The sequence below is a fragment of the Gordonia sp. UBA7860 genome, assembly GCF_002500165.1.
Lineage (GTDB): Bacteria > Actinomycetota > Actinomycetes > Mycobacteriales > Mycobacteriaceae > Gordonia > Gordonia sputi.
Genome location: NZ_DLSO01000030.1, coordinates 22,250 through 45,707, shown reverse-complemented (window position 1 = coordinate 45,707; position 23,458 = coordinate 22,250). Strand labels below are relative to the sequence as shown.

At 64.6% G+C, this 23,458-nt stretch carries 20 protein-coding genes; 8 read left to right on the top strand and 12 right to left on the bottom strand.

What is annotated here, in order from left to right; all coding sequences use genetic code 11:
* The first annotated feature begins 27 nt into the window (after positions 1-27).
* Genes B3T59_RS04440 through B3T59_RS04430 form a run of 3 tightly spaced genes read left to right on the top strand, consistent with a single transcriptional unit; the run spans position 28 to position 3,847 of the window.
* On the top strand, positions 28-1,068 hold the full coding sequence (locus B3T59_RS04440; protein ID WP_251722753.1) for an NAD(P)-dependent alcohol dehydrogenase: 1,041 nt from the start codon (positions 28-30) through the stop codon (positions 1,066-1,068).
* Positions 1,065-2,537: a mannitol dehydrogenase family protein gene (locus B3T59_RS04435; RefSeq protein WP_251722752.1), complete on the top strand. Its 1,473-nt coding sequence runs from the start codon at positions 1,065-1,067 to the stop codon at positions 2,535-2,537. The genes B3T59_RS04440 and B3T59_RS04435 overlap by 4 nt, the downstream gene beginning before the upstream one ends.
* A complete protein-coding gene (locus B3T59_RS04430; protein WP_251722751.1) occupies positions 2,534-3,847 on the top strand; it encodes a xylulokinase in 1,314 nt (437 codons plus the stop codon). The genes B3T59_RS04435 and B3T59_RS04430 overlap by 4 nt, the downstream gene beginning before the upstream one ends.
* A gap of 52 nt (positions 3,848-3,899) precedes the next feature.
* Here the strand turns inward: B3T59_RS04430 and B3T59_RS04425 are convergent, their stop codons facing one another.
* Together B3T59_RS04425 and B3T59_RS04420 are read right to left on the bottom strand one after the other, a co-directional pair.
* Entirely contained in the window at positions 3,900-4,589 is a 690-nt protein-coding gene (locus B3T59_RS04425) for a helix-turn-helix domain-containing protein (protein WP_251722750.1), read from the bottom strand.
* Positions 4,586-6,082 (bottom strand): APC family permease, encoded by a 1,497-nt coding sequence (locus B3T59_RS04420; RefSeq protein WP_287001584.1) that lies wholly within the window; start codon positions 6,080-6,082, stop codon positions 4,586-4,588. The genes B3T59_RS04425 and B3T59_RS04420 overlap by 4 nt, the downstream gene beginning before the upstream one ends.
* A gap of 245 nt (positions 6,083-6,327) precedes the next feature.
* Here B3T59_RS04420 and B3T59_RS04415 point away from each other — a divergent pair, with 245 nt between their 5' ends.
* Genes B3T59_RS04415 through solA form a run of 3 tightly spaced genes read left to right on the top strand, consistent with a single transcriptional unit; the run spans position 6,328 to position 10,095 of the window.
* Complete coding sequence (locus tag B3T59_RS04415) at positions 6,328-7,791, top strand: APC family permease (protein ID WP_287001583.1); 1,464 nt, start codon at positions 6,328-6,330, stop codon at positions 7,789-7,791.
* A gap of 31 nt (positions 7,792-7,822) precedes the next feature.
* Positions 7,823-8,950 (top strand): tyramine oxidase subunit B, encoded by a 1,128-nt coding sequence (locus B3T59_RS04410; protein ID WP_064864525.1) that lies wholly within the window; start codon positions 7,823-7,825, stop codon positions 8,948-8,950.
* The gene (gene solA / locus B3T59_RS04405) at positions 8,947-10,095 is read left to right on the top strand and encodes an N-methyl-L-tryptophan oxidase (RefSeq protein WP_287001582.1); all 1,149 of its coding nucleotides are present in this window, start codon (positions 8,947-8,949) and stop codon (positions 10,093-10,095) included. Before B3T59_RS04410 ends, solA begins: the two co-directional genes overlap by 4 nt.
* Before the next feature lie 24 nt (positions 10,096-10,119).
* Here solA and B3T59_RS04400 read toward each other — a convergent pair whose 3' ends face one another.
* From B3T59_RS04400 to B3T59_RS04380, 5 genes are all read right to left on the bottom strand, one after another.
* On the bottom strand, positions 10,120-11,211 hold the full coding sequence (locus tag B3T59_RS04400; protein ID WP_064864527.1) for a zinc-binding dehydrogenase: 1,092 nt from the start codon (positions 11,209-11,211) through the stop codon (positions 10,120-10,122).
* A complete protein-coding gene (locus B3T59_RS04395) occupies positions 11,208-12,323 on the bottom strand; it encodes a maleylacetate reductase (RefSeq protein ID WP_287001581.1) in 1,116 nt (371 codons plus the stop codon). Before B3T59_RS04395 ends, B3T59_RS04400 begins: the two co-directional genes overlap by 4 nt.
* Before the next feature lie 44 nt (positions 12,324-12,367).
* Complete coding sequence (locus B3T59_RS04390) at positions 12,368-13,453, bottom strand: 3,4-dihydroxy-2-butanone-4-phosphate synthase (RefSeq protein ID WP_287001580.1); 1,086 nt, start codon at positions 13,451-13,453, stop codon at positions 12,368-12,370.
* Between the two features lie 31 nt (positions 13,454-13,484).
* Positions 13,485-14,024 carry a flavin reductase family protein gene (locus B3T59_RS04385; protein WP_064864533.1) on the bottom strand — a complete coding sequence of 180 codons (540 nt, stop codon included), beginning with the start codon at positions 14,022-14,024 and terminating at the stop codon, positions 13,485-13,487.
* Between the two features lie 160 nt (positions 14,025-14,184).
* Positions 14,185-15,279 carry a zinc-binding dehydrogenase gene (locus B3T59_RS04380; RefSeq protein WP_251722746.1) on the bottom strand — a complete coding sequence of 365 codons (1,095 nt, stop codon included), beginning with the start codon at positions 15,277-15,279 and terminating at the stop codon, positions 14,185-14,187.
* A 136-nt stretch (positions 15,280-15,415) separates the two neighbouring features.
* Here B3T59_RS04380 and B3T59_RS04375 point away from each other — a divergent pair, with 136 nt between their 5' ends.
* Entirely contained in the window at positions 15,416-16,129 is a 714-nt protein-coding gene (locus B3T59_RS04375) for a GntR family transcriptional regulator (RefSeq protein WP_082933795.1), read from the top strand.
* 4 nt (positions 16,130-16,133) lie between these two features.
* Here the strand turns inward: B3T59_RS04375 and B3T59_RS04370 are convergent, their stop codons facing one another.
* The 4 genes from B3T59_RS04370 to B3T59_RS04355 are packed head-to-tail and all read right to left on the bottom strand — an operon-like array spanning position 16,134 to position 21,632.
* Positions 16,134-17,369: an acyl-CoA dehydrogenase family protein gene (locus B3T59_RS04370; protein WP_156529456.1), complete on the bottom strand. Its 1,236-nt coding sequence runs from the start codon at positions 17,367-17,369 to the stop codon at positions 16,134-16,136.
* The gene (locus tag B3T59_RS04365; protein WP_064864539.1) at positions 17,366-19,342 is read right to left on the bottom strand and encodes a hydantoinase B/oxoprolinase family protein; all 1,977 of its coding nucleotides are present in this window, start codon (positions 19,340-19,342) and stop codon (positions 17,366-17,368) included. The genes B3T59_RS04370 and B3T59_RS04365 overlap by 4 nt, the downstream gene beginning before the upstream one ends.
* On the bottom strand, positions 19,339-21,372 hold the full coding sequence (locus tag B3T59_RS04360; protein ID WP_287001579.1) for a hydantoinase/oxoprolinase family protein: 2,034 nt from the start codon (positions 21,370-21,372) through the stop codon (positions 19,339-19,341). The genes B3T59_RS04365 and B3T59_RS04360 overlap by 4 nt, the downstream gene beginning before the upstream one ends.
* 5 nt (positions 21,373-21,377) lie before the next feature.
* Positions 21,378-21,632, bottom strand: coding sequence for a hypothetical protein (locus B3T59_RS04355; RefSeq protein ID WP_287001578.1), 255 nt, complete (start codon positions 21,630-21,632; stop codon positions 21,378-21,380).
* Between the two features lie 251 nt (positions 21,633-21,883).
* On the opposite strand from B3T59_RS04355, the gene B3T59_RS04350 reads away from it, so the two are divergent.
* A complete protein-coding gene (locus B3T59_RS04350) occupies positions 21,884-22,729 on the top strand; it encodes a helix-turn-helix transcriptional regulator (RefSeq protein ID WP_287001577.1) in 846 nt (281 codons plus the stop codon).
* Positions 22,730-22,777: 48 nt separating this feature from the next.
* Here B3T59_RS04350 and B3T59_RS04345 read toward each other — a convergent pair whose 3' ends face one another.
* Positions 22,778-23,176 (bottom strand): carboxymuconolactone decarboxylase family protein, encoded by a 399-nt coding sequence (locus tag B3T59_RS04345; protein ID WP_287001576.1) that lies wholly within the window; start codon positions 23,174-23,176, stop codon positions 22,778-22,780.
* Positions 23,177-23,458: the final 282 nt, after the last annotated feature.

The window sequence follows — 23,458 nt, the reverse complement described above, 5'->3', positions numbered from 1 at the left end:
ACAACGAGTGATCAGGGACTCTGCGCAATGCGGGCTTCGGTTCTCTCACCCGGCCGACAGCTGACCGTGGAGACCAGACCCGTACCCCGGCCCAGCCCCGGAGATGTCCTTGTGCAGGTCAGCGCGGTCGGAATATGCGGTTCGGACACGCACTACCTGCGCCACGGACGCATTGGTGAGCACGTGGTGCGCGAGCCGCTGATCCTCGGACACGAGGCCGCCGGGGTGATCGTCGACGTCGGAGCGGGCGTCCGATCCTCACGCATCGGCCAACGCGTGTCGATCGAGCCGCAGCGACCCGACCCGACGAGCACGGAGACGATGCGTGGTGACTACCACTTGTGCCCGGCCATGCGCTTCTACGGAACGCCCCCGGTCGACGGCGCACTGACCGAGTTCGTGACGATCGGTTCCGCATTCGCTCATGCCGTACCCGACGACGTGAGTGATGAGGCCGCCGCACTGTTCGAGCCGTTGTCGGTCGGTCTCGCGTCGATCGCGAAAGCATCGGTTCGACTTGGTGATTCACTTCTGATCAGCGGAGCGGGGCCGATCGGGCTGATGTGCGCGCAGGTAGCCCGTGCGGCCGGGCTCTCACGAATCGTCGTGACCGAGCCCGACGAACAGCGTCGGTCGCAGGCACTCCGATTCGGGGCAACCGATGTCGCCGTTCCCGGCACGGTCATCGCACCCGTTAACGCATTCGTCGATGCGAGCGGCGCGCCGGCAGCGGTCACCGCGGGCATCTCCGCTCTTCGACCCGGCGGCCGTGCTGTGCTCGTCGGCATGGGTGCTGACACCATGGAACTGCCCATATCGTTGATACAGAACCGCGAGATCGTCCTGACGGGCGTCTTCCGCTATGCGAACACCTGGCCAACGGCGACCCGACTCGCCACCACCGGCGCCGTCGACCTCGACTCCATGGTCACCGCCCGTTTCGGACTCGACGAGCTGCCCGCGGCGCTCAACGCCGATCACATCACAGGACACATCAAAGCTGTTGTGTACCCGGCACTCTCGCGCTACACCGAACCCCGACCCGACACCCGAAAGGCGCACTCGTGAGTATCCGGCTCAGCAACGACGCTCTCCCAACAATCACCGGCATTCCGACTCCCGGTTACGACCGCGCACACATCACCGCCGGAATCGTCCACTTCGGTGTCGGCGGATTTCACCGCGCACACCAGGCAATGTATGTCGATCGCCTTCTCGCCGAACCCGAGTCACGATCGTGGGGTATCTGCGGCGTCGGTGTCCGGCATGCCGATCAGGCCATGCGGGACGCCCTCGTGCCCCAGGACGGGCTCTACACATTGACCCTCAAGAGTCCTGATGGCGCTGTCGAGACCTCGGTCATCGGATCGATCGTCGAGTATCTCTATGCTCCAGACAATCCCGAGACTGTCCTCGAAAAGCTCGCTGACCCCGGCACCCGCATCGTGTCGCTCACGGTCACCGAGGGCGGCTACAATTTCTCCCCTGCGACAGGTGAATTCGACGCCGAGAATCCAGCCATCGTCGCAGATCTGAGTGGAAATCAGCCTCTGGCAACGGTTTTCGGATTGGTGACAGAAGCCCTTGCACGTCGGCGTGCACGCGGCATTCCGTCGTTCACAGTGATGTCGTGCGACAACATACAGGGCAACGGCCACGTAGCGCGCTCGACGTTCCTTGCCTACGCGCATCTGCGTGATCCTGAGCTCGCTCAGTGGATCGACACCCACACGTCGTTTCCCAATTCGATGGTCGACAGGATAACGCCGGTCACCCCGCCTGAATTGGCGGCGGAGGTCGAGGCACGCACCGGCATCGTCGACAACTGGCCTGTCGTTGCCGAGCCATTCACCCAGTGGGTCCTCGAGGACTCGTTCAGCGACGGACGGCCTGCGCTCGAGAATGTCGGAGTGCAGATCGTCGATGACGTCACGCCGTACGAACTCATGAAGCTGCGTCTGCTCAACGCGAGCCACCAAGCGTTGTGCTATTTCGGTTACCTACTCGGCTACCGCTATGTTCACGACGCTGCAAGCGATTCCGACATCCGTGAACTGCTGCGCCGCTACATGTTCGACGAAGCAGAACCGACACTTGCACCATTGCCCGGTGTCGACGTCAACGCATATATCGACACACTTCTCGAGCGCTTCGCCAATCCCGCCATTGCCGACACGATCGCACGCCTGTGCCAGGATTCCTCCGACCGCATTCCCAAATGGCTCGTGCCCGTGATTCGCGAGCGGCTCCAGGCGGGTGGCAACGTCGATCTTGCCGCTGCCGTCGTGGCGAGTTGGACGCGATACGCCGAGGGCATCGACGAGAACGGCGACGCGATCGACGTCGTCGACCCGAAGGCCGACGAACTCGTGCCACTGGCACAAAAGTCGCGGACCGAACCGCTCGCCTTCGTATCGGAAAGAGGGCTCTTCGGCGAACTCGCCGACCATGACGGCTTCACCAAGCCCTACCTGTGGGCGCTGGAAACTCTGCGGTCCAAGGGTTCCCGCGAGACCCTGAAGGAGTTGCTCTCATGACACTCGTGGCGGGGGTCGACTCGTCGACGCAATCCTGCAAGATCGTGATCTGTGATGCCGAGACCGGCGCCGTCGTTCGCTCGGCGAGCGCGCCACACCCGCCGGGTACCGAAGTAGATCCCGAGCACTGGTGGACTGCGTTATGCGCGGCCATCTCCGCCGCAGGCGGGCTAGACAACGTCGCGGCCGTGTCCGTTGCCGGACAGCAACACGGCATGATCTGCCTGGACGAGTCGGGCAGGGTGATTCGAGATGCTTTGTTGTGGAACGACACCCGATCGGCGACGAGCGCCGCCGATCTGATCGACGAGCTCGGCGGACCCGAGAAATGGGCGGAGACAGTCGGCGTCGTCCCGGTTGCCTCGATCACTGCGGCAAAACTGCGTTGGCTCGCCGACAACGAACCTCAGAACGCCAACACGACTGCCGCTGTATGTCTTCCCCACGATTGGCTGACGTGGCGCCTGTCCGGGTCGACCGACATCGCCACACTGACTACCGACCGCAGCGATGCTTCGGGAACAGGATACTTCAGCGCTGCCCGAGACGAATATCGCCCCGACCTCCTTGAACTTGCACTCCACGGGCGAAGTCCGTTGTTGCCCAGGGTGATCGAAGCCGAACAGGCTGCCGCGCGAATCCCCGGCGGCGCGCTACTCGGCGCGGGGCTCGGCGACAACGCCGCCGCTGCACTCGGACTACAGGCCGGTCCGGGCGACGCGATTGTCTCGCTGGGTACCTCCGGAGTCATTAGCGCTGTCACCGATGTCGCGCCGTGCGATCCATCCGGCATTGTCGCGGGCTTCGCCGATGGCACCGGCCGCCATCTGCCACTGGTGTGCACGTTGAACGGTGCACCGGTTCTCGCCGCAACCGCGAGAATGCTTGGCGTCGACCTCGAAGAGTTTGCACGACTGGCGGTCTCGGCCCCTGCAGGCGCACACGGACTGCGTCTCGTGCCCTACTTCGCCGGAGAGCGCTCGCCGAACCTGCCCGATGCGACTGGATCGCTGACGGGGATCACGACCGAGAACTTCACAGCGCCATCGGTCGCACGTGCTGCCGTCGAAGGACTACTCGGTTCGCTGGTGTGGTGCCGGGAGCAGATCGAGGCGCAGTGCGTCGATGTCGAGAGGGTCATTCTCATCGGAGGTGGAGCGAAATCGCCGGCGATACGTGCCATCGCACCATCAGTCTTCGAAGGCGCCGTCATTCTTCCCGCCGAAAGTGAATGGGTCGCACTCGGGGCGGCCCGACAGGCTGCCTGGGCACTGACGGGGCATCTGCCGGGATGGCCGGTGGCGACGTAGCGGCACGACCATGTCTTGATCTCAGCGATATGAGCTACTCCCCGTCTTCAGCTCACTCCTCGCCGGAGTCCATGATCTCGGCGACCCGTCGTGCAGGGTCGGCCAGTAATCGGACCAGTGTCTCCGGGTTCTCGATGTGCTTGGCGGGCGCGGCGATGGTGAGCGCGGCGACCAGCGTCGAATCTGCTCCCCACACCGGTACCGAGACGCAGCCGAAATTGGGTATGCACGAACCGATTTGGCTCGCATGCGTCGGTGCCGCGGCGGGATGCCCGGATCCGACGGCGGTCATCAGCCGGCCCGCCGCGGACGCGGTCAGATCATGGAGAAGCCGGCCGGGATCACTGAGCGGGTAATCCGGATCGATGTCCATCAGGCTCAGCCGGGCCCGCGACGTCCCCGCGCGGTGGCACCCGAACAAGTGCACACCGAACCGTAGACCCGCGCGCACCTCGTCGAGAGCGGTACGGAGCTGGTCGGAGACCGGTGGGCCGGCCGCGGCGCCGAGCATGCGATCGATTCTGGCGCCGAGCGCGAAGCCGCCCAGATCGGGCGTACGGACCAAATACTCCTCCTGCGCAAGAAGATTCACGAGGCGGTACGTCGCCGACTTCGACAATCCGAGATGCCTGGACAACTCGACGGCGGTCACACCCGGTCCCATCGTCGCGACCTCTTCAAGGATCTGCAGTGCGTTGATCACCGATTTCGACGACGAGTCGCCCCCGAAGGCAGGACTCATCGCGACGGTCCGCCACTGACTGCGTCGTCGGACTCGAGGTGTCCGCTGAACACCTCCGAGCGCATAGGTGTTTCGTGTATTCCTATGTGCGCTGTGACCAGTGGCCGAACGCGACGCAGCGCCGCATAGCCGACTGCCGCCAGCGCCAGCCAGACCAACGCGCCGATGATTCCAGGTGCCCAGATGCCGCCGATGTTCGTCGCGACGAACACCACCAGGATGCCGCCGAATCCGACCGCGGCAAGCCAGGCTGTCACCGCCGCCCGTCGTTGCAATTCACCGGTCTTGCGCAGAAAGGCAGGCGCCGCAACACAGACCAGGACGTAGGCGACCATGAATCCGATGGCCGGCGCTGCCGCCATCGAGCCGCGCATGGAACTCTCCGACGCACCCGCCGCCAGCGATACGACAATGACTGCGACCATCACGAGCAGACTCACAACCAGGCCGACGACCGGCGTTTTGAATCGCGGATGCGTGTAGCCGAGTCGGCCGGGAAGGACGCCCTCTCGGGCCAGCGACAGCAGAGTTCGGGTCAGCGCCGTCGTACTCGCAAGCGCACACGCCAGAAACGATGCGCACACACCAAGATTCACGAGCGGGGCCACCCACGACGCTCCGATACTCTCGGTGAGCACATCGACGTTTCCCTCGCCGAGTGCCGAGATGCCGTCGAGCACGTTCGCTCCGCCCGCCTGTGCCAGTGTCGCGATGAGAACGACGACAGCGCCGAGGGCCAGCGAGACGTTGATCGCCCGCGGAATGGTTCGCAGCGGACGTTTCGCTTCGACCGACAGTGTTGCGGCGCTTTCGAATCCGATGATCCCGCATGTCGCGACGGCTACGCCCGCAAGATAGTGCGACCATCCGGTCGGCACCGCGACCGCAGCGCGCACCGACATGTGGTCCCAGTTGCGTGTGACCAGCACTCCGACAAGGGTCAACAATCCGGCGACCGCAACGGCCTCGATGATCAGCCCGACTCGCGCCGAGACTCGTACGCCTCGGATCAGGACAACCCCCATGACCACCGCGATCCCCGCAACGGCAAGACACGTCGTCAGCGTCGACGGTGCACCGAGGCCGAAAATCCGTAGCCCATAGGCTGCGGTCTGCGAGAGCGTGAACATCGCCAGCGACCCGTAGCCGAGTGTCATCGCGGCCGCAGTGGCAGCGCCTGCCCCGGGGCCGAGCCCCTTGGCCGCATAGGTGTAGAGGGCGCCCGGAGCAACCACGCGCGAAGCGAAGACACCGAGCGTCGATGCGACCAACGCACAGAGCACGGTTGCCGTGACGACGCACCACACCAACGGCGCGTTCGCCTGGCCGAGCAGCATGGGTATCGTTGCGGCTGCAGCGCATGGCGCCATGACGGCCACCGACTGCGCGACCACATCGGTGAATCCAAGACTTCGACGATCAAGCCCGACCAACTGAGTGCGAGCGCCCAGCCGAAGTCGCTCGCGAACGCGCTCTCTTGCTGGTCCCGGCATAGCGCGGACGCTAACCACAGCGTGTTTCGGCCGTGTTACTCGATGGTGTTGTGGGCGTGACACGCAACGGGTCTCGGCGTCGAGCGTCGTCCCACAAGGGTGTCCAGACGTGTTACCGGCGGGCAACGGCGCCGCGACGGGGCGGTCAGAACATATATCCACGGGCATCGACGCCCAGTCCTCACGACATCTCCCTGCACGATTCCTTGCATGATGTCGTCCGTCTGATCGCAGAAGAGAATCACATGACATCTATCGATACCGGCGCTGCCACCGCCGGCCAATCCGGCTCGTCGTCTCGATCCCTGCAGGGGTCGCTCGGCGTCGGAGCCATCGTCTTCATGGTGGTCGCCGCGGCCGCTCCGCTCACCGTCGTCGGCGGTGGTGTGCCCGTCGCATTCCTGCTCGGCAACGGCGCGGGCGTGCCGTCGATGTTCGTCATCGCCGCCGTCGTCCTGCTGCTCTTCTCGGTGGGACTGAGCACGATGGCCCGCTACATCCCCCGGCCGGGCGCCTTCTTCACCTACGTCGGTTACGGTCTCGGCAGGCCTCTTGGACTCGGCACCGCGCATCTGGCGCTGCTGACCTACACGATGATCCAGGCAGCGGTGTACGGCCTGATCGGTGTGCTGATCTCCTCCGGCGTCTCCGACCTCGGCGGACCGTCGATCGCCTGGTGGGTGTGGGCGCTGGTGATCGCAGCGTTCACCGGCATCCTCGGCTACCGGCACATCGAGTTGAGTTCCAAGGTTCTCGGTCTGCTGCTCATCGCTGAGATCGGGATCGTGCTGATCCTCGACATCGCCATCATGGCCAAGGGCGGCAACCAGGGACTCTCGATGGCCTCGTTCAAGCCGTCCGAGGTGATGTCGGGCGCACCGGGAATCGGCCTGATGTTCGCCGTCGCCGGATTCATCGGCTTCGAGGCAACCGCGATCTTCCGCAACGAGGCTCGTGACCCCGACCGCACCATCCCGCGCGCCACCTACGTCGCCGTCCTGCTCATTGGAGTCTTCTACGCCTTCTCGTCCTGGGCACTCGTCATGGCGTGGGGACCGGACAACGTGGTCGCCGCTGCCGCGAAGGACCCGTCGGGCATGATCATGGCGACGGCACAGACCTACCTGGGCACCTGGGCATCGACGACGGTCAACGTGCTACTGATCACGAGCCTCTTTGCGTGCATCCTCAGCTTCCACAACGTGATCTCGCGCTACCAGCACTCGATGGCCTCGGCGACGGCGATGCCGTCGAAGCTGGGCACGGTGCACCCGAATCACCTGTCACCCCATGTCAGTTCGTTCGTGCAGACCATCACCGCAGCACTGCTCATCGTCGTCTTCGCTGCCCTGGGACTCGATCCCGAACTCGAGGTCTTCGCCTGGTTCTCCGGCGTCGCAACCCTGGGAATCGTCGTGCTGATGGCGCTGACCTGCCTAGCGGTGCTGGTGTACTTCCGCCGCAACAACATTCAGGCCGGCCTCTGGCGAGCGGTGATCGCACCGACGCTCGGGTTCATCGGACTCATCACCATCCTCGTGGCGGTGATCTGGAACTTCCCGACGCTGATCGGCGGTTCGCAGTCGCTTGCCGACTTCTTCATCGCACTCGTTGTCGCGGCAGTCGCGCTCGGCGTGGTCCAGGCACTGATCATGCGACGCCGCAACGTCGCTGCGTACGAATCCCTGACCTCGGCCATCGCAGTCTGACTCCTTCTCTCAGAACAGAACAGGAAAATCCATGACCTCCATCGACTTTCGCTATCTCTCCGAACCCGACATGATCGCCGCAGGCGTCACCGACATGGCGGCGTGCGTCGACGCCATGCAGGAAACCTTCGTGCTGCTGCATTCCGGCGACTACCGCATGGCGGGCACCAACAGCGACTCCCACGGCGCAATGGTCACCTTCCCGGACGAGTCCCCGTTCGAGACCATGCCCAAGAACACGGCGGATCGTCGTTTCATGGCGATGCCCGCCTACCTCGGTGGCAGCTTCGGCACGAGCGGTATGAAGTGGTACGGCTCCAACATCGCCAACCGCGAGAAGGGCCTTCCAAGGTCCATTCTGATGTTCATGCTCAACGACACAGATACAGGTGCTCCGCTGGCATTGATGTCGGCAAACCTGTTGTCGGCGTATCGAACCGGAGCTGTCCCGGGCGTCGGCGCGCGATTCCTGGCACGCGAGGACGCACAGGTCGTCGGCATCGTCGGCCCCGGCGTCATGGCCCGGACCTCGCTGGCCGCATTCATGGCGACCTGCCCCAAGATCGACACCGTCAAGGTGAAGGGCCGCAGCCGCGGCAGCCTCGACAACTTCGCCGGTTGGGTCGCGCGGGAGTACCCGCAATTGACCGTCATCGAGGTCGACGACGTCGAGGATGCCGTGCGCGACAGCGACATCGTCACCTACTGCACCTCGGGCGAGATCGGCGATCCGTCGACTTATCCCCTCGTCCGCCGCGACTGGCTGAAACCGGGGGCGTTCTTGAGCATGCCCGCCAGCTGCGAGATCGACGAGGGCCTCAAGGCATCCGACGTTCGTAAGGTCGTCGACAACATCGGCCTCTACGACGCCTGGTTCGACGAGACCGAATACCCTTCGCACAACTCGATTCCCATCATCGGCTGCAAGTTCATGGACATGATCCACGACGGCTCGATGCCGCGTTCAGAACTCGTCGATCTCGGCGCGGTTGCAGCGGGCGCCGTCGAGGGACGACGCAACGACGACGAGATCGTGATCCTGTCGGTTGGCGGCATGCCCGTCGAGGACGTCGCGTGGGGAACCGTGATCTACCGCAACGCCGTCGAACGCGGTATCGGTACTCCGCTCAACCTGTGGGAAAGCCCGGCGCTGTCATGAGTGAGAACGCTCGGCACCGTGAGGTGATCGTCGTCGGTCTCGGCTCGATCGGCTCGATGACGCTGTGGCAGTTGGCAAAACAGGGTGTCGATGTGCTCGGTATCGAGCAGTTCGGACACGTGCACACCGAGGGAGCGTATGCCGGAGAATCACGTCTGTTCCGCGTCGCGGCCAAGGAAGGCGAGCTCTTCACGCCCGCACTCCTCCGCTCGCGCGAGCTGTGGAAAGAACTCGGCGCAGCATACGGCACCGATGTCCTCCTCGAAGCTGGGGCGTTGAGCCTCGCGCCCGCGGACCATCCCGACCTGAAGCCGACGCTGGCGTCGATCGAGCACTTCGATCTTCCCCATGAAATCCTCGACGCCGCGCAACTGCGTAAGCGCTATCCCCAGTTCCACATCGAGGACGACGACATCGGCGTGCTCGACCTCCTCGGTGGTGCCATGCGCCCGGAGATGGCTGTGGCAGCGGCAACGGATCAGGCTCTCGCGCACGGGGCGTCGGCGATCTACGAGACAGAGGTGCTTGACGTCGTCGATTCCGGCAACGGCGTGGTCGTCCATACGAGCCGAGGGCCGTTCACCGCCGACCGCGTCGTGGTGACCGCAGGCCCGTGGACGGCACGCCTACTGCCTGATCTCTCCGATGTGGTGCAGACCAAGACGTTCGCACTGACGTGGCTGATGCCGCGTCACGTCGAGAGGTTCACCGCCGACAGGTTTCCCGGATTCATGCGCGACATCGACGACGTGCACGCGTTCGGCGTGCCGACACTCGACGGGTACAGCATCAAGATCTGCCCGCACATCGATCTCGACGCCTTCGACGACTGGGCCGACCGGCCGACAGCACTGGACCGCGGACAGCTCCGTTGGATCGGGGAGCAGGCTCAGCGCATGATCCCCGATCTGATACCCGACGTCGTCCGATGGTCACTGCATTCGGACTCGTGGACGCCGACCAAGATGCCGATCATCGACACGGCGTCCGACGGCGTGATCGTCGCGACCGCGTTCAGCGGCAACGGTTTCAAGTTCGCACCGGTGTGGGGTGAATGTCTCGCCGCGCTCGCAACGAACGGACAGAACCCGTTCGCCGATGAGGCGTTCACGGTCTCCGCTCACCGGGCGGTCGCACTGGCGTGAAAGTGCCGATGCGGTCGCGAGACCTCAGTGGTCGAAGACGATCAGGCCACTGAGGTCTCGCAGCTCGGCCGATGCCCGCAAGGCGTCGTTGATGCCGTCGAGCCGATACCGCGAGGTGATGATGGGCTCCGGGTCGAGCAGACCTCCTTCGAGCAAGGACACATAGCGCGCTAGGTCGCGTCGCATCCGCACATTGCCGTTCTGCGACGAGAGGATCGCGCGCCCCTGCACCGCGATGGACACCTGGGGGTAGGTCACCGTCGTACCGAGCTGTTTGACCCCGTTGAGTACGACCGTGCCCGCTCTCCTGGTCACGGCGACCGCGAGTTCCTGGGACCCCGCGGGCCCTGCAGCCTCGATGGCGTGGTCACTTCCCCTGCCGTCAGTGGCATCACGCACCAGCTCGATCGCATCCTCCGTGGCCGGATCGATCGCATGCGTGGCTCCCAGCTTCAATGCCATCGCCGTGCGTTCGGCAACAGGGTCGATCGCGAAGATCTGCGCAGCCCCTGCGAGTCTCGCCGCCTGTACGACCCACAGTCCCAGATGCCCGCAGCCGATGACCGCGACGCTCTCGCCGGGCTGGACCCGCGCGACATTGACCACCGAGCCCACGCCGGTCATGATCCCGCAGCCCATCAGGGAGAGCACGTCGGACCCGAGATCTGACTCGACGGCGAACACCTGGTTGGCGGACACACTCATCAGCTCGGCGTACCCACCGACGTTTCCCGACGCCCGGACCTTCTGCCCCGCACCGGATATCGCGACGACCGGATAGCCGTCGGTACGGTCGAACAGCTCTGAACACTGGTCGGGGCGTCCGATCGAGCAGTAGTAGCAGCGCCCGCATTCCGGTGTCCCAGGCACGACGACGCGCTGCCCGACGGTTACATGTCCGACGTCGCTGCCCACCTCCACCACTTCTCCGATGGATGCGTGACCGAGGATGACCGGCGGCACCTTGCCGAACTTGCCCGCCCAGTTCGTGCAATCTGTCGAACAGAAGGGGGTGGCGTGGGTGCGTACCAACACCCGGTCAGGCTCCGGCGCCAGGTAGTCGAGGTCCTCCACGACGAAGGGGGAGGCCAGCGTCTGCAGAACGGCCGCCTTCATCGCGCACCCCCTTCACTACGAGTTCCTACCTCGTCGCCGATGGCTGGCGCTCCCACCCGAGCAGCAGCGAGCAGCGACAGCAGTGCGCCTCGGGTCACCGGCATCGGGTTCGACGGCGGGGCCACCTCGAGGATGCGATCGACCACCAGCTCTGCACCATCGTCGGGAAAGCCGATGTCCGACAGACGATTCGGGGCGCCGACGGCGGAATAGAGCTCGTTCAGTGCCGCGACCGCCGTCACCTCACCGTGCTCGGATGCCGAGGCACCCAGCGCAGTCGCGAGCCGTGCCGCGAGTTCTGGCACCGCCGGAGCGTTGAACGCCAGGACGTGCGGGAGAACCACCGCGTGCGTCTGCGCGTGCGGGAGATCGAAGGCACCGCCGAGTACATGGCAGATCTTGTGGTGCAGTCCTGACCCGGCGCTGGCGAACGCGACCCCCGCGAGATAGGAGCCGTACAGCGCCTCTTCAAGGCTTTCCGTGTCGCCGCTGTTCGCCGCGATTCCGCGCAGCGCCGACGAGAGCGCGTTCGCGGCCTCGAGCGACAGTGCCCGGTTGATGGGATCCGCTCGGGGCGCCCACAGCGAATCCACGCAATGTGCCAGAGCGTTGAGCCCGGACGCCATGGCGAGTTCAGTCGGCAGCCCGCGTACCAGCTCCGCGTCGTAGATCACCGCGGCGGGGAGCACACGGTCGTCGACACCGGTCGTCTTCACGCCGTTCTCGGTCATCCCCCACACGTTGGTGGCTTCCGACCCCGCGTAGGTGGTCGGCACCGAGATGATGGCCAGTCCGGTATGTAATGCAACAGCTTTGGCCAGTCCGGTGATCGATCCGCCACCGATGCAGACCACTCCATCCGCACCATTATCCCGCGCAGCGGTGGTGGCTCGCTCCACGAGTTCTACCGGAACATGCTGGGCGATGTCGCTCCACCACACCGAGGGCTTCGTGTCGGCGGTTCCCGCGTCCGCCAGGGGACGGTCGCGGTCGGACACGATCACCATCGGCCGCGAGATTCCCTGCTCGGAGAGTTCCGATCGCAGATGCTCGGCGGCGCACCCCGTTGCGAAACGCACCCGCTGGCCGAGCGTCGTATGTGTGAATTCCATGAAACCCTAACTGTGATCAGGTGACTCGTATGCAGGGACGACGTTCAGTTCGTCGCGGCGACCGGTTCTCGGGCCGGCAGGTGTGCCCGGCGCGACGAGGGGTTGTCGCGTCGCGCCGATGCGGTGCAACCCACTGCGTCGAGTGCCCGGGTCACGAGGGTCGGCGCGAGGATCTGCGTCAGTCGCGACGTCGACGGCACGTAGACGGTCACCGTATCGGTCGACGACGCGGTAGCGAAAGCTGTCGACAGGCCGGTGAGCAGCCCCGCGACGCCCTCTACCTGGCGGACCTCTACGACGACTTCGGACTCTTGGCGCAACTGCGCCGGCGCGACAACGTGGCACGGCGTCGGGAGACCGACACAGTCGAGCTGATAGATGCTGACGGTGTCGTTTGCCTCGACGAGAACCGCAGCTTCGGGTGAACGTCCATCCCGATGAGCCGACGCCATGCGAATGTCGTTGTGTGTCAGGACAACCAGTGAATGTTCCGCCGCGAAGTCCAACAGCTCGCGCCGGCTCGGCAGCGAGGTGATGCCCTCACCGACCATCGCGCCGTACATCGCCACCGGATTCTTGCCGGTGGCGCGCACGAGTTCGACAACGAACTCGGGCACTGACGCATCCGCGGTGAGCACGCCTGTCGGCGCTGCGGCGACGGGGATGACGTGACCCGGACGTGTCAGATCAGCCGGAACCGTCGCCTCATCGGCGAGTACGTGCGCGGTCCGAGCACGATCGGTCGCCGAGATCCCGGTGCCGATGCCGGTCGCTGCATCCACTGCTATCCGATAGTCGAATCGACTGCGATCCGGTGCGTCCGACTCCCACGCCGGCGGCAGTCCGAGCTTGCGACACCGTTCGGATTCCATTGCGACGCAGAGGTACCCGGAGCTGTGACGCACCAGGAACGACACCGCACCGACCCGCGCCTGCTCTGCGCAGATCACCAGGTGGCCCGCGGCCTCATCACCGTCGTCGTCGACGAGCAGTACCGGCTTGCCCGACAGCAGCTCTTCGCGCGCATGGTGGATGCGATTGATGCACGACGTGGAGCGCACGAAGGATTTCCGGAGCTTGGTGGCGTCGTAGTGCTCGACAAAGCCGTCGTTGCTGGTGAGAGTGGTCATGATCGTCTCCTTCTGGCACGAGTGTGGTTGATCAGCTCACGCGCGAATGCTCGCCGAGTGTGTGCCATGTGCGGTCGTGGTAGACGAGCGGCACCGACGGATCGGCATCGTTGTCGATGTGGGTTTCGAGCACTTCGACGGTCAAGACCGTCGCAGTGCCCGCGATGACGCGATCGATGACCTTGCCGCGCATCCATCGTGCGGCCGGTTGCAGCAGCGGTTCTCCGCTGGGCAGTCGCGTCCAGGTGGAGCGGTCGGCGAACCGGTCGATTCCACTCGTGGCGAAGGTGAGTGCATGGTGCATCTGGTCGGCCGTCATCATGTGCACCACGACGGTCTCCGCTGCGGCGATCGTCGGCGCCGCGGACGAGGCGTTCGACAGGGAGAAGACGATCATGGGCGGGGTGGCGGACACCGACGACACCGATGTCGCGGTCAGCCCCGCGGGCCCATTCCCTGCGTCTGCGGTGATGACCGCGACCCCCGCGGGGTGGTCGCGGAAGATGGCCCGGTAGCTGTCGGCGTCGACCCGGGGTGCCGCGTCGGCGCTTATCGGATTCGTGGTTGTCATCGCTGCTCCTCCGTGCTCGGAAACCGAGACCCTTACGTCTTCCGATTCCCCAGATGTCTTGTGGATTGCTTTCACGGTATGGCGTGATGCACGTCACCCACATCGGAGAAATGTGCACATCCGTGTCGATAACGTGAAGCAGGATGCTGCGGCGAAGAGGTCAGTTCACGATCATGGGCGTCAACTCCGTGCGCCGCCCAGCGGCATCGAGCGCCCCGTTCACGTCGCCGAGCCGGTAACGATTACCCAGCATCGCGGCCGCATCGAGCTGCCCGGTCTCCAGCCAACGTGTGTACAAGGGAATGTCGCGGGTGAACGAGGTACGTCCGGACTGCGCGCTGCGCACGTCCCGACCACGCAGTGCGAGGTCGAACAGCGGGAGAGTCACTGTCGCGGAGATGCTTTCGAGGGAGGTGAGCACCACCACCCCCGCCAGGGACGTCGCCCTGAATGCGTCGACGACAGCGTCGGAGGTCCCGCCGGCGTCGAAGCCGTAGTCGACTCCGATGCCCGCGGTCAGATCCTTGATGCACCCGACGACGTCGACCGCGCCGGAGTCGATGACGTCCGTCGCGCCCAGCCGGAGTGCGCTGCTGCGACGCGACTCATCCGGATCGGCTGCGATGATGCGGTCTGCCCCGGCCAGGCGCGCGCCCTGCACCATCCACAGCCCCACCTGGCCACAGCCGATGATCGCCACTGAACTGCCGGGGCGCACCTGCGCCACGTTGAGCACCGCTCCGACGCCGGAACAGATCCCGCAACCGATCATCGAGAGCCATTCGGCCGGGAGACCGCTGCGCACCGCGAACACCCCGATCTCACGCACGACGACCACGTCCGCGTAACTGCCGACGTTTCCATATGCGGTGACGGGTACACCGTCGGTCGTCGAGCCGATCACCGCCGGTGGCGCGAACAGCTCGACGCACTGATCCATTCGCCCGCGCGCACACCACTGACAGCGACCGCATTCGGGCGTGGCGGGAACGAGCACACGATCACCGGCGCGGACCCTGGTGACGTCGGTGCCCACGTCGATCACCTCACCCACCGCAGCGTGACCGAGGACCGTCGGCAGGATTCCGCGAGCGGCGATGCCCAGCGATCCGTGCACGCCGAGCCAGTCGGTGATGCAGAACGGTGTCGCTTCGACACGCACGACGACGTCGGTCGGGGCCGGTGATCGGAAGTCGATTTCCATGTACTCCAGCGGCGCATCCTCTGCGACCATCACTGCTGCATGTGCACGCATGCGGAACCTTTCCTCGGGTATCGGACGATATGACAATCAACGTTGCCGAGAACCTGCACGGAAGTAGTGGCGGTCAGTACCCACTGCGGTTTCGTAGACTTGTCGTACAGGTGGGTGAAGCGGGTAGGGAGAGCGAGTGGCTGCGAGTAGAGAAGTGTCGCCGAGCAGGACGCTTGCCGAGAGTTGGACGCCCGGCCCCGTTGGCCGGGTGGCCGCTCCGCTGCGCGAACAGGTCATCGACGCGCTGCGAGCGGCCATTCTCGACTTCACACTCGCTCCCGGGCAACGTCTTATCGAACGAGAACTCATCGAACAACTCGGCGTCTCCCGTACGACGGTGCGTGAAGCACTGCGCGAGTTGACCTCCGAGGGGCTGATCACCGTCGTGCCGCAGAAGGGCGCCATCGTCAGTTCCCCTTCGGTGGAGGAAGCACAGGAACTGTACGAGGCGCGTCGTCGTCTCGAGGGACTTCTGGTCCGACGGTTCGTCGAGCGTGCCGCAAAGTCGCAGATCATCGCGCTGGCCGCGGCCGCGGAGGCGTTCGCCGAAGCGACGGAATCCGGCGAGCCACTACGCATTCTCGACGCCGTGGACGACTATCACGCCGTGATCGTGGCAGGCGCGCGCAGCCCGGTTCTCGAATCCCTGGTCGGGAATCTGCAGAGCCGACTACGCGTGCTGCGAGCTCAGGGTATGCCCGCCGACCATTCGATCTCGATCGACAAACTCCGCGGTGTTGTCGACGCAGCACGAGACGGCGATGCCGACCGCGCCGAGGAACTCTACGACGACCACCTGCGAGCCGCCGCAGACAACGCGGTGCGAAGCCTGCGGCGACTCACGGTCTAGCTCGTCAGAAGACCAGCGGTTCTCCGAAGTGGAAGTGCGACAACGAATTGAACGTCACATCCCACTGTGCGGCGATGTGCGTCTTGTACATCGCGACGTCACGGTAGTACTTCTCCATCGACGAGCCCTTTTTGGCCGACGTGCTTCCCGCAGTGGAGAACGCGAGATCCACGGCATCGTTGGCGATCCGAGCCGCGGTCTGCACGATTCCACGTAGACGTGCATCCTGCTCCGGAGTGAACTCCTCGCCCGTATCCACCCATTTCCGACCGAGGGCCTCGTGCTGCCGCACCGCGGAGATCAGCAGGTTCTCGGCCGAATCGATCTGTGCCAGCAGACTTCCGAACCACCGGTGGTACTCGGGGGTCTGGATGCGCGGGGTTCGTGGCGGGAAGCTGGCCGGGCGCGCCTCCATCAATTCCTCGAACTGGTCGATGGCCGCCCATGCCGCGCCGACCTGCGTCGCCACCAGTTCTGCGTTGAAGTAGGTGAGCGTACGACCGAGATACATCGGATTCTTGTGCAGCCGGTACCCGGGTGTGCCATCGGTGCCGAGCACGTGATCGCGGAAATCGTAGGCGACACTGAGGTGGTCGGGAACCAGAACATCTTCGGCGGTAATCGAATTCGAACTCGAGGCGCGCATGCCGATGGTCTGGTCGCCGCCCCAGTCGTCGAGGATGGTGTAGGAGGACCGGGGGATGATGAAGATCCGTTGCTCACCTGCCTCGCCGTCGGCTCCCTCTGTCCGTGCGAGCACCATCGCATGAGTGCTCCATGCGGAACCGGAGCAGTAGTCCCACCGTCCACTGAGTCGATAGCCGCCCGATACCTTGACGGCCTTGCCCGACGGCACCGTTCGACCGGGAGCGATGAACGTCCCCGCGAACAGTTCCTCCTGCGCCTGCTCGCCGAAGAAGCATGCCACGTGGTAGGCGTGACCCGCGCCGAGGATGAAGCTCCACCCCACCCCAGGGTCTGCACGCGAGATCTCGATGCCGAGGCGCATGAAGTCGTCGAGACCCATCTCGAAGCCACCGTAGCGGCGCGGAACCAGGGCCCGATAGAACCCCGCGTCGAGGAACTCTTCGTGGATCTCGGCACTGTAGCCGCCGAGGTCCTCGTGCTGTGCCTGCATCTTCCGTAGCCGCGGACGTAGGTCTGCCGCACGGGCGATCAGGGTGTCGACAACCGATCGGTTGTCGACGGCGCTCGGTGGCGCGAACAAGCTGCCGGTCATCGTCGCTGTCCTTCCGTGTGTGTGTTCCCCGTGTGGGTCTTTCTCAGTTCGTTCGTCGCCTGTTCGTCGACGACGAGGCCCTCGGGATCGTTCTCGGGATCGCCGATCACTACAACGCCGTAGTCTCGCGCTGCCCCGTCCACCGACACGTACTGATCACGGACGTCGATGAGTACCTTTTCCGGATCACGGGTGAACGGATCTCCCCAACCGCCGCCGGCGTTGGTGACATAACGGATTACCGAATTGGCCCGAGAGACGTTGCGATCAGCGGAGAACGGGTACACGAAATCACCGTCATCGGACGGCAGGTGCGTCTCGGGATCGACAACTCCCGCCCACGGCGTCGCGTCACGGTACGACGCATCGTCGGCGTCAGGCGCCGACAGCGAACCGTCGGACTGCGGCTCGAACATCCAGATCCCGCCTCGGGCACCGTCTTTGCCGCCCTGTGCGCCGAATCCCGCTGCGTTCTTGTACCGCAGCGATGTCAGGGAGTGTCCGGCGTCGAGCTTCCACACCGTATCCCGGAGCACCGCGGCACCCCCGCGAAAATGACCGGGCCCGGCGGAATCGATCTTCATCTCATGACGCAGCACAACGGCAGGCGCGTTCTTCTCGATCGCCTCGATGGGAGGTGCGACGCCATTGGCCTGATAGCTCATGCACTGGCTGTCGGCATCGCCGAACTGGTTGGCGCCGTAAGGACCGACCTCGCCACCACACTGCAGCGCCGAGACCCACTGCGTTCCGTCCGGTAGTTCACCGAACGCGGTATGCAGGTCGGCACTGCCACGATCGCCGCCGATCGCGGCGTCGCCCACCGCATCGGCGAGCGCACGCAGCATGGCGGTCAGGATGATCTGATTCTGTTCCCAGTACATGAAGACACAACCGTCGGGCGGAAGCGCCGACAGCATGGTGCCCTCCGGAAGCACGATGTCGACATTGCGGTAGAGGCCTGAGTTGAACCGCCCGTGCGGGAGGAAGAGATACTTCAGGGCGATGCCCACCGATGTCTTCGTGTCCCACGCGGTGGCGTTGACCGAGCTACGCGCCTGCCGTGACGTCCCGGAGAAGTCCACCTCGATGCGCGCGCCCCGCTTGCGGATCGCGACCTCGAGCGAATAGTGCTCGGTGTCATCGACTCCGTCGCAGTCGATCTGCTCGCTTCCCGTCCAGTCGCCGTCGGCGAGCACCGACAACGCGGTTGCCATGGATTCAGCACCGAGGTCGCAGACGTAGCGCATGGTGCCGTGCACCGCCGCCAGTCCATATCGCTCGACCGACTCGAGCAACAGTTGCTCGCCGAGTTCGAGGCTGGAGCAGATCGTCAGCATGTCCGGGTAGAGGATGTCGGCCATCCGGACGTTGTCGAAGATCAGATTCCAGGTCTCGGGGACCTTCTCGCCCTTGTGCACCAGAAGGCGCGGCGAGATCACCAGCCCGTTCTCGTAGACGTTTCGTTTCGTGGCACTGAAGCCGCCCGGCACCACACCACCCATATCCAGTTGGTGCGCATTGAGATTGACGAAGCCGATGATCCTGCCGTCGACGAAGACCGGCCGGATGAACGTCAGGTCGTTGTTGTGGTTGCCCGTGCGGTAGGGGTCGTTGGAGATGAGCACGTCGCCTTCGGCGAGGTTCTCCGGGCCGAACTCCTCGACTGTGTTGGCGACTCCGTCCAACGCTGTGCCCGCCATCAGCACGATGCCATTGCTTGCCGCAGGCACAAGGTAATCGAGGTCTGTCGGTCCGCTGATGGTGCACGCGAGGTCGTAGAAGTCGCGGAGCACCGGCGAGAATGCACCGGTCAGCAGGCGAGCACTCATGTGTTCGACGAGGTAGTCGAAACGGTTGCTCAGAACGGTGGCGGTGTACCGATCGCACCCGTAGAGGTGAGTGAACATCTCTGCGTCGAGATCACGTATCTGCGACGACTCCACGGGGGCCGTCTGTTCGACGAGTGTCATTTCGTCTTCCTTTCGATGATGAGCTCGCCGCACCGCCCGACGAGGGCCGTCTGCTCGGGCAGGACGATGGTGGTGGACAGGTCTTCGCGGATCACCGCGGGCCCCTCGACGGTCGCCCCAACGGCGAGCTCTGCGCGCTGGTACTCGCCCGCGGTGACCGGGGTGTCGGTGAGGTAATCGAGGGTGATCAACCTGTCGGGCGACGCGGTGAATGGTGCCCGGTTCTCGGCGGGGATGTACTCCACCTTCTCCGACGGGACGATCAACTCCACCCGATAGGTGACCCCCTCCACCGGGATCTGCTCGAAGCGATGCCCGTTGCGATCCTCGTAGGCGCGGTGGAATGCCGCGATCATGTCGCCCACCGTGTCATGCGTGATCGTGTCACCGGTGATCTCGATGAAGGGGGTTTCCCAACTCTGGCCGAGCAGACGTCCGTCGAAGCTGCGCCTGACCCTGAGGTCTGCGCCAGCAGCGCCGACGCGTTCACGCAGGGTGCGCTCCATCTCGTCGAAGACCTCTGCGACCTGGTCGGCATTGTCCGGACTCAACACCATGTATGCGCTACGTGATTCGTAGAAGACCTGATCCGTCGAGAGCAGGCCGAGCGCGGAGAAGAGTCCCGGGTACGGCGGAATGATTGCGTTCTTCAGAGGCAACAGGTCGAGCACCGCCGGCAGGAGCATCGGTCCCGCAGCTCCGTAGGACATGAGCGCGAAGTCACGGATGTCGACTCCGTGCCGGACGGCGACGTTGAGCACCTCTTCGGCGATGTTCGACACCGCCAGCCAGTACGCCGAGGCGACCCGTTCGGAGAACTCGATGGGAGTGTCGAGTGCTTCGAACGCTGCGCGCGATGCCTCCTTGTCGAGGAACATCTCACCTGCGGCGAACGCCTCGCCGTCGAGGATGCCCATCAACAGACAGGCGTCGGTCACCGCAGGCTGAGTGCCCCCGCGTCCGTAGCAGGCCGGTCCCGGCTCCGCGCCTGCCGACCCCGGACCGACCTGGATGCCGCCCGACGGGGCAATCCCGACCAGACTGCCGCCGCCTGCGCCGACGCTGTAGACCTCGGTCGAGAGCGCATTGATCACGAGATCGTGCTCGAGCTCAAAGGTGTTCTCGATGAACGGCTTTCCGTCGACGATCAACGACACATCGGTCGATGTCCCGCCGACATCGGCGCAGAGGAGGTTGTTCTCGCCGATGGCCGCACCGAGTCGGACACTGGAGATGGTGCCTGCCGCCGGCCCGGCGAACAGGATACGGAACGGGCGATTGAGCGCCTCCTGCCACGGCAGAAGTGTTGCGGCACAGTCGGCGAAGTTCAATTCGCCGTCGAAACCGAGTTCCCGTAGCTCGCGATCGATGTGGGCCGAGTAGTCGGTGAAGATGAGCTTCATGAAGACGTCGATGACCGTGGTCGACGCGCGCGTGTATTCCTTTGCCAGAGGCGATGTCTCAGAGGAGATGGACACCACCATGTCGTCGCCGAGAACCTCGTGCACGAGTTCGCGGAGCCGGATCTCGTGCGCCGGGTTGATGTAGCTGTTGATGGTGCAGATGGCGATGCCTTCGACGCCGCACTTACCGAGCACCTCGAGCTGATGGCGCGCGCTGTCCTCATCGAGTTCGATGAGGACGCTTCCGTCGGCGGTCACACGCTCGACGACGCCGCGCCTCAGGTATCTCGGCACCAGCGGCCGGTTGGCATCGCCGAACGACCGACGCCATGCGGGATCGGTCTGCGCGTCGAGCGGGCGGTGCACGTTTCCTCGGTCGAGGACGTCTCGGAAACCGTCTGTGGTCAGGTATGCGATCTTGGGCAGTCGTCGCTCGATGACCGCGTTGAGCCCCATCGTGCTGGCGTGGTTGAACACGGTGCTACCGGCCACGCCGAGTCTCTTGGCACCCTCGACAACCGGCGCAGGGGGGTTGGAACGACTACTGGGCACCTTGGTCACCGAGATCTTGCCGTCGCGCACCGCGACGACATCGGTGAAAGTGCCGCCGACATCAACTCCGAACATCGCGCTCACTCCCCCCGCTGCCCGACGCCAGTGGCTGTCCTGGCGGGTACGACAGGTGTGAACGAGCCCAGCCGCGGTGTCCTGGTCTTGGTCACCGTGTACAGACAGTCTTGGCACTTGGTGACGTCCCACCAGCCACCCTCGCCGAGCACCCGGTACTCGGCGACTGCCGTTGCACTGCCGCATTCCGGACAGGTCTCGTCGACCGGTGATCGCTGGGCGTAGAGCCGCTCCTGCGTCGGCCGTGGAAAGTTGTGCATCGCTCCTGATTCCTTTCAGACGTCTCGATCGCATTCGGACGATCGCCGCTCGACCGCGCCACTCCTGAACGTGTTGTACGATTGTCATACAATTATGACGAGTCATAAGTCACACCGGAGGTTCTGTGTTGCGCGATTCACAGATGAATGTAGATGCTGATCGTTGTGCAGGCATGGGCCAAAAGCGCACACCACTGTCGGGGGGACGCACTGGCTCCCGAATCCCGGGCCCGACCCTCGGCCGATCGCCAGTGCGAGCGTTCACGGCTCCCGCGACCAATGTCCGGGTCACCGAGATGCTCTCCGAAGACGTTGCTGGACAGTGCTTTACCTCCTCACCGGATTCGTCGTCGACGGTGGTGCGAGTCCAGCTCTCCGGGCGCAGCAGGGTTGACTCCGGCGCCCGCGAAACGACGCTCGGGCCCGGTGACACGGGGGTTTTCACCGACAGGACAACCACGACCGAGGCGTCTCCCGATTGCCACTGCATCGACCTGTCGATTCCGTGGAGCGAGGTGGAGATACCCCTCGCGGAATTCGGCCTCACCGCGATCCGTGCAGGCCAGGGGTCGCTCGCAGAGGCGCTCGCTCACCTGATGAACACCATCGTGGTCGGGTTCGAGGCGCTCGACGGGCACCAGCGCTACCGGGTGATGCGAAGCGCAGCCCAACTGGGGTTTGCGGTGATCCTCGACGATTGCGATGGCGCCTGGTCGGAATCCGACCCGCACGTGGTCCTGCTCCGCGAGATGTACCACCACATCGAAGAACACCTCTCGGATCCCGGTCTCGACGTCAACCAGCTCGCGGCCACTCATCATCTCTCAGTCCGGCACGTGCACAACATCTTTCGACTCAGTGGTCAGAGCGCCGCGGCGCGGATCCGGGAGCGGCGGGTGGCGCGCGCGTGCGAAGAACTCGCCGACCTGATGAAGGTGGACGTGCCCGTGGCCACCATCGCGGCGCATTGGGGCTTCTCGGGTGCATCGCACTTCGGTCAGGTGTTCAAGAGCACCACCGGCGAGACGCCCGCGGCGTTTCGCGCGCGCACCACTGCGCGACGTACCCCGGACGCGGTATCCATGTCGGCACGGTAGCGTCCGGGGTCGGACGACTCGTCAGGTGCCCGAGTCTTGCCCGAGTCGTCAGGCGTTGACGCGGATCTCCGAGAGGGTGGCCTCAGCGATCCGGAACGACTCCAATGCCGCGGGCACACCGGCGTAGATCGCGGCCTGGATCAGCACTTCCTGGATCTCTTCCTCGGTACAGCCATTGGTGACAGCACCGCGAAAGTGGACCGCCAACTCGTGTCCGCGATTCAGTGTTGTGAGCATGGCGAGGTTCAGCAGACTCCGCGTCTTGCGATCGAGCCCTGGACGCGTCCACACCGCACCCCAGCAGTACTCGGTGACCAATTCCTGTATGGGCCGCGAGAATTCGGTGACATTGTCGAGTGAGCGTTGCACGTGCGCCGCCCCGAGCACCGTCTTACGCATCTCGATGCCCTCGCGATATGTCTCGTCGTGCGTGTCGTCGAACTTCATGGTTCCTCCTGAGATTGTTGTCATACATTCAACCGGGGACGGTCTGATCCAACGCTCAGCCTATTGACGTCTTCGGGTCAGAAGATCTAGAAATCGCGCTGTCCGGCTTAAGATTTGCGCACAGATCATCCGTCGTCGATCAACGCCATAGGCACCGCGCTCAGATTGCCTTACCGTATGACATCTCAGTCCTCGGTCCCGAGGACACGTGCAAAGGGAAATCCGGTGAACCTGATGGACGACGACGTCTACGAGGTGCTCGCAGTTGCTACGCGTCGAGGC